The organism is Streptomyces sp. NPDC057565 (assembly GCF_042801455.1).
GTDB classification, from domain to species: Bacteria; Actinomycetota; Actinomycetes; order Streptomycetales; family Streptomycetaceae; genus Streptomyces; species Streptomyces yanii.
Map to the genome: position 1 here is coordinate 1 of NZ_JBHVFU010000088.1, position 10735 is coordinate 10735.

General features: G+C 68.0%; 5 protein-coding genes and 1 pseudogene. 3 read left to right on the forward strand and 3 right to left on the reverse strand.

What is annotated here, in order from left to right:
• Positions 1-576: 576 nt before the first annotated feature.
• On the reverse strand, positions 577-3711 hold the full coding sequence (locus tag ACFU8W_RS48565; RefSeq protein ID WP_384052287.1) for a discoidin domain-containing protein: 3135 nt from the start codon (positions 3709-3711) through the stop codon (positions 577-579).
• A gap of 1153 nt (positions 3712-4864) precedes the next feature.
• Here ACFU8W_RS48565 and ACFU8W_RS48570 point away from each other — a divergent pair.
• The 3 genes from ACFU8W_RS48570 (at position 4865) to ACFU8W_RS48580 (ending at position 9334) form a co-directional block, all read left to right on the forward strand.
• Positions 4865-5566, forward strand: a complete 702-nt coding sequence (locus ACFU8W_RS48570) for a hypothetical protein (RefSeq protein WP_384052288.1) — start codon at positions 4865-4867, stop codon at positions 5564-5566.
• Between the two features lie 36 nt (positions 5567-5602).
• Complete coding sequence (locus tag ACFU8W_RS48575) at positions 5603-8374, forward strand: hypothetical protein (protein WP_384052289.1); 2772 nt, start codon at positions 5603-5605, stop codon at positions 8372-8374.
• Positions 8375-8623: 249 nt separating this feature from the next.
• On the forward strand, positions 8624-9334 hold the full coding sequence (locus tag ACFU8W_RS48580) for an IS6 family transposase (protein WP_384052290.1): 711 nt from the start codon (positions 8624-8626) through the stop codon (positions 9332-9334).
• A 159-nt stretch (positions 9335-9493) separates the two neighbouring features.
• On the opposite strand, the gene ACFU8W_RS48585 is transcribed toward ACFU8W_RS48580, so the two are convergent.
• Both ACFU8W_RS48585 and ACFU8W_RS48590 read right to left on the reverse strand, forming a co-directional pair.
• The gene (locus ACFU8W_RS48585) at positions 9494-10273 is read right to left on the reverse strand and encodes an SDR family NAD(P)-dependent oxidoreductase (protein ID WP_384052291.1); all 780 of its coding nucleotides are present in this window, start codon (positions 10271-10273) and stop codon (positions 9494-9496) included.
• 137 nt (positions 10274-10410) lie between these two features.
• Positions 10411-10735 (reverse strand): annotated as a pseudogene (locus tag ACFU8W_RS48590) (hypothetical protein); the annotation flags it as partial.

The following is a 10735-nucleotide window of genomic DNA, read 5'->3' on the forward strand; positions in this document are numbered from 1 at the left end:
ATCAGCGGACAGGGACCATTGGCAGTTCGTGCCCACCGAGTTCACCTACACGTTCTGCAGAGCGGCCAGCGACACCGGCTTGCCTCCCGGGCCCCGGAACCAGGAAGGAGCCTGACGGCCGCCGCACTCGGTCGGCTGCCGGCGCACCATGCCCGACGTGCCGGCCCCCTCCGCGCACCGAGTCCGCCGCGGTCGCGGGATCGTCAGCGGTGGGCACCGTGACCCACTCCGAGACGGGCACGGTCAACCTGTTTTCGTCAGCGACCCCTCGCACGTCGGGGCCGCCGTTCTCGATTAACGGCTGCGGTCGGCCGCAGCGGACGGATCATCGTGATCCGTCACGGAAGTGGTAGCGCCGGCGGCGTCCGGTTCTCCGGTACGTAGCCGATCCGGTGGGCGTTCAGTGCGTGCCGGACGCTGCTGGAGGCGGCCGTCCCCGCCCGCCCGCCCCCTACAACGAGGTTCGTGAGGGGACGGGCGGGCGGGCACGGGTCGGGGAAGGCTGGCACGGCTGGGCGTCGTGCGTTGACTTCCGCCACGCTGCCGCACGGAGGTTCGAGAGGGTTGGTGCCTGTGTCAGCCGAGGACCTCGACTTCGCCGAGGGCGAGGTAGTTGGTGCCCGAGAGCTGGACCATGACGTAGCGGCCGGTGGCGTCGGCGGGGATCACCGTCGGGCTGCCGGCCTGGCCGGTCTGGTGGCTGGACCACACCCCGGACTTCGCCGCCTGCTGCACGGGCGTCAGCGTGGTGTCGAAGGGGCTGTCGGACACGAACACCCAGTAGTCGGAGAGTCGGCTCGCGCAGCAGTCCGTGCGGTTGAACACGTTGATGACGTTGACGAGGTGGGAGCTGCCGAGGTCGACCTGCCACCAGGCGTTGACGTCGCTGTTGGTGTGGCTGACGGAACCATGGCCGAAGTCACCGTCGGGGTTGCCGTCGACCGCGAGGGACGCCGTTGCGCCGCCTGCCGGGGTTCCGGAGTCGGTGTAGGTGGAGGACTGGGCCGCGGTCTTGCCGCGTGCGATGTTCTTGTTCTTGCTCGGGTCGTAGGTGAACGATGCGGAAGTGATCGCGCTGGTGCCGGCAGCGGTGGTGACGGTCACGTTCCCGGCGACGGTGCCGGCCGGCAGGGTGGCGGTCAGGTAGTTCGACGAGATGTAGGTCGTCTTGGTCGCAGGGGTTCCGGAGATCTTGACCTTCGAGGCCGGGGTGAAGCCGGAGCCGGAGAGCAGGATCTGGCCGGAGGAGATCGGGCTGACGACGCGGACGACGGGTGCGCTGGAGGTCGTCAGGCGGGTGTAGGGGTGCTCGAGTCCGGCCGCCTCGAGCGTGCCGGTGGGCAGGACGCCCGGCAGCGGGTTCTGCGCGATGAGCTTGTTGCTGCCGTCGTCGGGGAAGCTGCTGGCGGGGCCGGGGTCGAAACAGCCGTACTCCCTGAAGACTCCGACATAGTAGGAGTTCTTCACGACGATCGGCCCGCTGGTGGAACAGCCGCCGGTGAACCTGCCGCCGTCCAGGTACTGGATGTTGCCGTCGATGGTGACGTACCGCCCACCCTCATCGGTGTAGTAGGCGTTGTTGGTGTGAGTGTTCCCGAAGGTGACGTTTCCGCTGATCGTGAGGCCGTGGGCGAAACTGGTGCCCTGACGGCCATTGGTGTAGATCGCACCGCCGTCGGAGCGGGTCTTCATGACGTTGAAGATCAGGTTGTTGGAGATGGTGTTGTCGGCGTTGATGTTGGGGTTGTCGTCGGGCCTGGACGCGCTGGTGTGCCAGCCGCCCCAGCCCAGGCTGATGCCCGAGTAGGGGAGGTCGTTGAGCTGGTTGTGGCTGATCGTGGTGTTGCGGGTGTATCCGACGAAGATGCCGACCGCACCGGTGAATTCGGCACCGGTGTTGTGGACGTAGTTGTTGCTGATGGTGTTGCCGGTGGCGATCTCGGGGTCGCGCGAGATCGCCTGGACCTCGGCGAGGGCGAGGTGGTCGGTGCCGGAGAGCTGGACCATGACATAGCGACCGGTGGCGTCGGCGGGGATCACCGTCGGGCTGCCGGCCTGGCCGGTCTGGTGGCTGGACCACACCCCGGACTTCGCCGCCTGCTGCACAGGCGTCAGCGTGGTGTCGAAGGGGCTGTCGGACACGAACACCCAGTAGTCGGAGTCCCGGCTCGCGCAGCAGTCCGTGCGGTTGAACACCTTGATGCTGTCAAGGAGGTGGGAGCTGCCGAGGTCGACCTGCCACCAGGCGTTGACGTCGCTGTTGGTGTGGCTGACGGAACCATGGGAGAAGTCACCGTCGGTGTTGCCGTCGACCGCGAGGGACGCCGTTGCGCCGCCTGCCGGGGCTCCGAAGCCCCTGAGGGTGGAGGACTGGGTCGCGGTCTTGCCGCGTGCGACATCGGTGGCGTAACTCGCCGGCGGCTGCGGGTCGTCGGTGGCGCCGAGCTGGATGCCGTTGCTGGACACGTCAGTGAATTCGTTGCCCCGCACGGTGTCTGACGTTGCGCCGTGGAACAGTCCCAGACCGGCGCCGCCGAGGTGGTGGAACTTGTTCTTGAGGAACGAGACGTTCCTGGTGCCGGTGAAGTCCACCGCCGCCAGCGGTCGGGTCCAGGCTGCGAACGGGCAGGACCCGGCCGGGTTGGAGTAACCGCACAGGCCCTGGGTGTTGGAGGTGGTCATCGTCATGTTGGCCTGCATCTCAGCGAAGCCGGCGTTGCTGCTCGGTTGCAGCCAGGTGGTGTGGGCGAACTCAATGTTACGGAAGGTGACGTCGTGCAGCGGCGCGTCGGGCGTGGCGGTGCTGATGAGCAGTTGCTCCGTCTGCGGAGCGGTGAACTGCATCTTCGAGGGGACCTCGCCGGCCTTGGGGTAGTAGTAGACGCGGTCCGCGCTCTGGTCGAGGTACCACTGCCCGGGGGCGAGCAGTTCGTAGGCGTTTTCCAGACGGGACGGGGCCTTCCTTGTCCCCGGGAAGTTGCCGGAGGGGTTGGCCCCGTCCCACGCCTTCGGGCCGGTCGGCGGAGTCAGGTTGCCCCAGCAGGGCTGGCGCATGGTGATGGTGGTGTTGCTGACGCTGGCGATGCCGCAGCGGGGCTGAGTCCAATCCCCATTGCCATCGTCGTAGACGAGTTCGATGTTCTGCGGGTTCTTCCAGGTGGACAGCGTGTTGTTGCTCGCGGTGTACCCCGTGCTGGTACGCGAGAACTTGAGGCCCGACGGCATGCCGGAGGAGCGCGGGAGGCGGACGTCGGCGGCGTAGAGCTGGCGGGTCTCCAGGCCGCTCGCGACCGGGGCGCTCCACAGGTCGGGATTGGCGGTGGACCGGGTCCAGCCGGTGACAGGTGTGCCTCCGCTGATGACCGGCTTCGCGTCCTCGGCCGGCTGCCAGACGATGCGGTGCCCGTTCTGGCCGGAGTCTTTCGCGGTGAACGTCAGCGGGCTGCTGACCCGGTAGGTGCCGTCGGCGAGGACGACGTTGATGTCGCCGGTCATGGCGGCTGCCCGGGCGGCGGCCTCGGCCTTCGCCTGGGTGATCGCGCAGGGCGCACTCTTCGTACAGCTGGTGCCGGTGCCGGTGGGTGAGGCATAGATCGAGGCGTCTGCGGCGACGGCGCTCTGCTGGCCGCCGATCGCGGCGAGGCCCGCGGCAGCAAGCAGCGTTGACAGCGCTGCCGCAAGGATCCGGGCGGGTCTCTTCGGGACTGGCATGGGTGTCACCTTGGCCTTCACTGGGTGGGGATATCTAGCGAGATGGAGGGATCTTTGGCGAGAGTGGGACTGGTGAGCGGGCGGGTGGTGATCAGCGGGATGTACGTCGACGGGCCGGAATTTGCCGGTGGTGCTGAGGAGTCCGTGCGGGGCGCCCGTGGACGGCGAGGATCACGTGTGGGCTGCCGCGGTCGTGATGGTGGATCTCGCCGACGGCTCGGTCATGCGCAGCACGGGATCGGGCCGACCGGGGTGGATGGTCTCGGGCTGTCGCAGGAGGGGGGCAGGATGGCCGGCGGGGACGCCGCCGGTACTTGTCGCTGCTCCTCAACGGTTCCCGGCCAACTGCTCGGACCCGAAGCTGCGGATGCCGAGCCGCTTGGTGTACTGCTCGGCGAGTTCGCGTTCGCGCCGACGGGGGGACGAAGCCGAGGGTGCGCTTGATCCGCTCCCAGACGGTCACGGCGATATTGATCGTGATGGTCTGGTCGAGGAAGAGTCCTTCCTCCTTGCGGCTCTCCGGTACGTAGCCGATCGGGTGGGCGTTCAGTGCGTGCCGGACGTCTTTGATGTGTACGGGTTCTTGTCACGACACCCATCCAGGAAGGAGAGGATCCTATATTTTCTGGCGGTGACTCTGGCCCTATGGCGCCATCCCGGTCAAGGGGCAGGCGGGACCGTTGCACAGCTGTGACCTACCCTTGCGGCCTTACCCACCCGCCCTCCTTACGGTAAATGTCCCTTTTACCTGCCGAGTTGAGAGGGAGGGGAGGCGGCGGCAGATCGGGTGGCGAGGGCCGCTTCACCCCTGGAACGGAGCGAGAGGGGGTCGCCACCCACATCGACTCGAAGGGTGAATCATATAGAATCTTCGATCTAATCGAATACTGCTCCGCAATGTGCGAGCCGGTACGCGGCCGCCGCCCGCTGGCAGGACACCTTCCGCGAGAACCGGCCCCGGCCCAGCAGACTGGACCCCTACAAGCCTTACCTGGAGCGGCGATTCGCCGAGGGATGCACCAGCGTCACCCGACTGCACAGCGAGCTGGTTGCCGAGCACGCTCCCGTCACCTACGCCATGGTCCGCGCCCACATCGCCACCTTGCGCGGGGCTCCGTCCGCCGCAACGCCCCGGCCGCCGACGGTGCGGCAGGTGACCGGCTGGCTCACCCGTCACCCCGCGACCCTGACCGAGGAAGACCGGGCCGGCCTGAAGGAGGTCCTGGCCCGCTGCCCCGAACTGGACAAGGCGGCCGGACACGTCCGCGACTTCGGCGAGATACTCACCGACCGCCTCGGCGCCACACTCCCCACCTGGATCGACGCAGTCGACGCCAGCCAGCTCCCCGGCCTCACCGGCTTCGCACGCCACCTGCTCCGAGTCCTCGACGCCGTGACAGCCGGGCTCACTCTCGACTGGAGCTCCGGCAGCATCGAGGGCGCCGTCAAGCTGACCCTGCCATCCAGATTGTCGCTGTGTCAGCGGGATGATCGGCCAGCTGCGAAGCGGCGCTGGCCGGAGCAGCTGCCCAAGCTCCTTCGCGAATCGGCTCCGTGGCCCGTCGTCCGGCACGAGCCTCTACGGATGCCCTTCATTGGTCCTATCTATCGACTCCCTATTCCGGCAAGTTCCTTTCCGAACGGCATCTATCCTGCATTTTCTGTTCTATGCCTGGACGGCGGGGCATCGCAGTGCATTAATACATCCGATGAGTCGAGGCTGGCTGTCGCCTCCGGACAGTCCTGGCCTCATCCGGTTTCGTTCCGTACGCGGGTCCGCCCCCGTGGGCTCGTGCACTGCCTCCCAAGCACCGGGGACCGCATCACCCTCACCCCTGATTGGAGCGTGTCATGAACAGACTGACGTGTGCGGGAGACGGCACGGCCCGTCATGAGTAAGAGAGCTGTGCGGCGTCCGGCCGCCGCCTGGGCGTTCGCCGCCGCCACCGGCCTGGCCGCCGCCCTCCTGGTTCCCGCCTTCGGCTCCGCCGCCGAGGCCGCCACCACCCCGGTGACCCTTTACGCCGCGCCCGACGGCGAAGGCACCAGCTGTACGCAGACGGCGCCCTGTTCGTTGTCCGGCGCCCAGACCAAGGTCCGTGAAGCGGTGGCCGGCGGCAGTGACGTGGACGTCGACGTCAAGCTCCAAGGCGGCACGTACCGCCTTGGCTCGACCTGGAAGTTCGGCGCCCAGGACTCGGGTACCGCCGGGCACCCCGTGGTCTGGGAAGCCGCGGACGGCGCGCACCCGGTGATCTCCGGCGCGACCCGCATCCACAAGTGGACCGACACCGGCACCGACGGCCTGTGGTCGGCCCCCGTACCCGCGAACAGCGAGTCCCGTCAGCTGTACATCAACGGCCGCCAGGCACCGGTCGCCCAGGCCACCGCCGCCCAACTCGGCTTCACCGGCAGCTGGACCGGGACCACCACCGGCTACAACATCAGCGGCGACAGCGCCGCCAAGGCCTGGTTCGGCGCGCTGAGCGCCGACGAGCTGAAGCAGGTGGAGTTCTCCTACCCGGGGGGCAACGGCGACTGGACCGATTCGCGCTGCCGCGTCGCCGGTTACGACAGCGCCACGGCCGCGCTCACCATGACCCAGCCGTGCTGGACCAACACCACCCGCCGCGCCTCGTTCAGCCATGCCAGCGGCAGCCTGCCGTCGATGAGCACGGGGAAGAAGCCCGCCGTCGTGGCCAACGCCAAGGCGCTGATCCGCCCGGGCCAGTGGTACCTCGACCCGGCCGCGAGCAAGCTGTACTACAAGCCGCTGCCCGACGAGTCGCTGCAGAGCTTCGCGGCCGAGCTGCCCCGTCTCGAGTCGCTGCTCCAGGGCGCGGGCACGCTGGCGAACCCGGTGCACGACCTCACCTTCAAGGGCCTGCAGTTCTCGCACGCCACCTGGAACGGCCCCTCCAGCGCGGCCGGCTTCTCCGATGTGCAGAGCAACCTGCGGATGACCAAGGCCCCGGCCGGCGGGTCCACCCGGGGCAACCAGGCCATGTGCCAGTTCTCGACGCCCGCGGGCAGCTGCCCCTGGGGCGGACTGACCCAGCCGCAGGCCAACGTGGCCTTCAGCGCCGCGCGCAATGTCACCCTCACCGGCAACCGCTTCGCCGAACTCGGCGGCGCGGGCCTGAGCGTGATGTACGGCTCGGTCAACACGCGCATCCAGGGCAATGAGTTCACCGACATCGCCTCGACGGGCCTCCTGCTCGGCTGCACCTATGACCCGACGCCGGTGCTCCCGGTGGGCGCGACCAGCGCGCAGCTGTCGCCACCGGAGGGGATCAAGCAGAACTGCACGCCGGACCCGGCCGCGGTCAAGGATGACATCATCGGCGCCAACGAGATCCTGACCGACACCACCGTCTCGGACAACATCATCCACCGCGTCGGTACGGACTACACCTCCGCCTGCGGTATCACCCTGCTGTTCTCCCGGGGCACCACGATCACCCACAACAACCTCTACGACCTGCCCTACACCGGCATCACCGCCGGCGTGATCCAGGGCCATGTCGACCACGCCGGGGACGCGCAGAACTCGGTCAACATCAACGAGAACAACACCATCAGCAACAACCTCATCCACGACTGGATGAAGAAGCGCCACGACGGCGGGGCCATCTACGTGGAGGGCCACCAGGCCCAGTACCGGGACGCGAACGGCAACGCCGTCCCCGCCACCGGTGCCATCGACTCCGCCCAGACCCTCGCACACGGCCTCCAGGCGAAAGGCAACGTCGCCTACCAGAGCCCCCGTACCAACAACACTTACTACGACGACGCCGGCTCCGAGTGGATCAACTGGCAAGGGAACCTGGCGTTCAACGGCGGTGGCGCCTCGCAGGGAGGCTGTAAGCCCACCGGCCATTTCTGGATGAGCGACAACTACTTCTCGCACGGCACGGGCAACTACGGCTGCGGCCAGCCGATCGACATACACGCATCCAACAACACGAAAATATCCGCCACTCCGGGCCCCAGCGACCTCTCCGCCACGCCCACCGCGGGGAAGATCCCCGAGTCCCTGTTCACCTCGGCCGGAGTGAGCGACGCCTACACGGCACTGGTGAAATCCGCCGGTCCGACGACCTCGTACGTCTCCCCGGCCGACGGCAGCAACCGGGTCCTGGTGGCCGGTGAAGGCTTCGGCGCCAACCCGAAGGTGTACGCGGGCACCAGCACGCTCAAGAACCGCGATGTCCAGCGGCTGTCGAGCGGCTTCCTGATCGCCACCGTGCCGGCGGGCACCCCCGCCTACCAGGTCTCAGTGGGCCACCCGGTCGACGACCCCACTCGCCTCAACGACACCGAATCCGCCATCACCTACAGCGGTTTCAGCACTTCCTCGAACCGCGGCCTCGGCGACTTCCAGGACGACATCCACTACGCCACCGCAAACGGTTCCAAGGCCACCTACACCTTCACCGGAACCTCGATCAAGGTCTACGGGGAGCTCAACACCGACCAGGGCAACATCGGGGTCACCCTCGACAACCAGGCCCAGCAGACCGTGAACACCACCCCGGACGACGGGCAACGCCACGCGAACGTCGTCGTGTTCTCCGCGGACGGGCTCAGCCCCGGCACGCACACGATCGTCATCGAAAAGCTGTCGGGCGCCTTCGCCACCCTCGACGGTTTCGGCAGCTGAACCCCGCACGCCACAGGCAGTGCAACGACCGGCACCAGGTCTTCACGACCCGGTGCCGGTCGGCAGGTTCCAGCAGGTGGAGGGGCACGGACCCCTTCGAACACGGTCGGCACCGCACCGTGGCGCAGCACGTCCAGATCGTCGATGCTGTCCGCGCCCGCAGCCATCCCGGCGGCGCTGTCATGTTGGCTGGCAGGGTGAGATGATCTTCGGGTTGATCGCTGGTGGAGGGGATCGTCCGGGGAGGGCATGTCGCCGTCGTACAAGGGTCACCGGTACCCGGTCGAGGTGATCTCGCACTGCGTGTGGCTGTACTTCCGGTTCCCGCTCAGCTTCCGTGAGGTCGAGGAGCTGGCGCTCCAGCGCGGCGTGATCGTCTCCCACGAGACCGTCCGGCGATGGTGCCGGAAGTTCGGGCAGGCCTACGCCAACGCGCTGCGCCGCAGGCGCCCCCGGCCCGGCGACAAGTGGCACCTGGACGAGGTCTTCATCAAGATCAACGGCGAGCTGAAGTACCTGTGGCGGGCTGTGGACCAGGACGGCAACGTCCTGGACATTCTCGTCCAGAGCCGGCGGGACAAGGCCGCGGCGAGGCGCTTCTTCCGCCGTCTGATGACGAAGACCCGGGCGGTGCCGCGGGTGATCGTCACCGACAAGCTCCGCTCCTGCGGCGCTGCCCACCGCGAGGCGATGCCGTCGGTCGAGCACCGTTCGCACAAGGGCCTGAACAACCGGGCCGAGAACAGCCACCAGCCCACCAGGCAACGCGAACGGGCGATGAAAGGCTTTCGTTCCGTACGTGGAGCGCAGCGGTTCCTGTCCGCGTTCAGTGGCATATCACCCCACTTCCGGCCCCGCCGCCCCCTGATGACCGCCCCCGACCACCGCCTCGAGATGACCGTCCGCTTCGCCATCCGGGATCAGATCACCGGCGCCACTGGCCTGCCCACCGCGGTCTGAACCCAGGCCGCCACCCGGCACCACCACGCCCCGACACACCGTCAGACACCCACGCACCCAACAACGTGACAACGCCCTGTGGTTGGTCTGTGCGCATTACCGGCGCATCCCGAGATCGATCGCACCGGCTCGGTGTCGGGCGCCGGGCAGTGAAGCCGGTCAGTCCATCGGGTACAGGCTGGCGCCGCCGTCGATGACGAGGGTTGAGCCGGTCATGTAGGCCGATCGAGGGGAGGCCAGGAACAGCATGGCGTCGGCGACCGACTTGGGGTCTTGGAGGGTGCCGAGGGGGATGGCCCTGCGGGCGCGCGCTTGGTAGGTCGGATCCGAGTCCCATTGGCGGCGCGCCATTCCGACTCCGACGATGCCGGGCGCGAGGGCGTTCGCGCGGATTCCGTGTGGTGCCAGCTCGCGGGCGAAACCGCGCATCAGCGCGCGCACCGCGGCCTTGCTCGCCGCGTACGGACCGATCTCCGGCCAGGGGACATCCTGGACCCAGCTGGTGGTGAAGATCAGGTTCCCCCCTCGCCCGGCCGTGCGCCACCGCTGGGCGGCTGCGCACGCGGTCAGGAACGAACCGCGCAGGTTCACGGCCATCAGGTTGTCGAACTCGTCGATGGGGTACTGCTCGATGGGAAACGAGCCCACAAGTCCCGCGTGGACGGACACGATGTCCGGTGCGGCGCCGAGCATATCTGTGGCGTCATCGAGTATCGACTCGACCTGGGCCGGCGAACGGACATCACAGCTGAGATAGTTCTCGGCGCCGAAACGGTGGGCAGTCAGCTGTTCGGCGGCGTCAGCAGGGGACGGCAGGTCGCTGAGCAGCACACGCGCGCCTGCGTCGGCGAAGGCGGCCGCGCAGACGATTCCGATACCGCCGAGCGCCCCGGTGAGGAGCACGGTTTTGCCGGACAAGCCCCACGGATCAGCCTGCACAGTCGTTTGCCACCTTTCAGCGTGTCCGGGATCCTTTGCCACTGTCGGCACTGGGTGCCGCTGGCCAGGTCGGCCAGCGGCACCCCGATGCGTGATCAACCCGCCGGTGCCGAATCAGCAGGGTCGGGCGGGTCTGATTACTTCAGAGTGCCGCCGAGGGCAGTCCAGCTGCTCCAGCCGCCCGCGGCGGTCCAGGTCCGTTGCCAGAGCTGGTTGTCGGTGCCGCGGACGAAGAGGTTGGTGCGGCCGTTGATCGCTGTGAGCGCGGGTGCGCCGGTGAAGGTGCCGGCGTTGGGCCCACCGAGCCCGGTCCAGTCGGTCCAGGACGTACCGTTGAAGGTGCGCTGCTGGATCTTGTTGTCGGTGCCGCGCACGTGCACGGTGATGTTGCCGTTGGCGTCGGTCGCCGCGGCGGGGCTGTCCACCAGAATGCCGCCGTGGGCCGTCCAGCCAGTCCAGCCG

What these genes read in the sequence shown, in the direction of transcription:
- ACFU8W_RS48565 (WP_384052287.1), bottom strand. Translation starts at nt 3,711, where the DNA reads ATGCCAGTCCCGAAGAGACCCGCCCGGATCCTTGCGGCAGCGCTGTCA.
- ACFU8W_RS48575 (WP_384052289.1), top strand. Translation starts at nt 5,603, where the DNA reads ATGAGTAAGAGAGCTGTGCGGCGTCCGGCCGCCGCCTGGGCGTTCGCC.
- ACFU8W_RS48580 (WP_384052290.1), top strand. Translation starts at nt 8,624, where the DNA reads ATGTCGCCGTCGTACAAGGGTCACCGGTACCCGGTCGAGGTGATCTCG.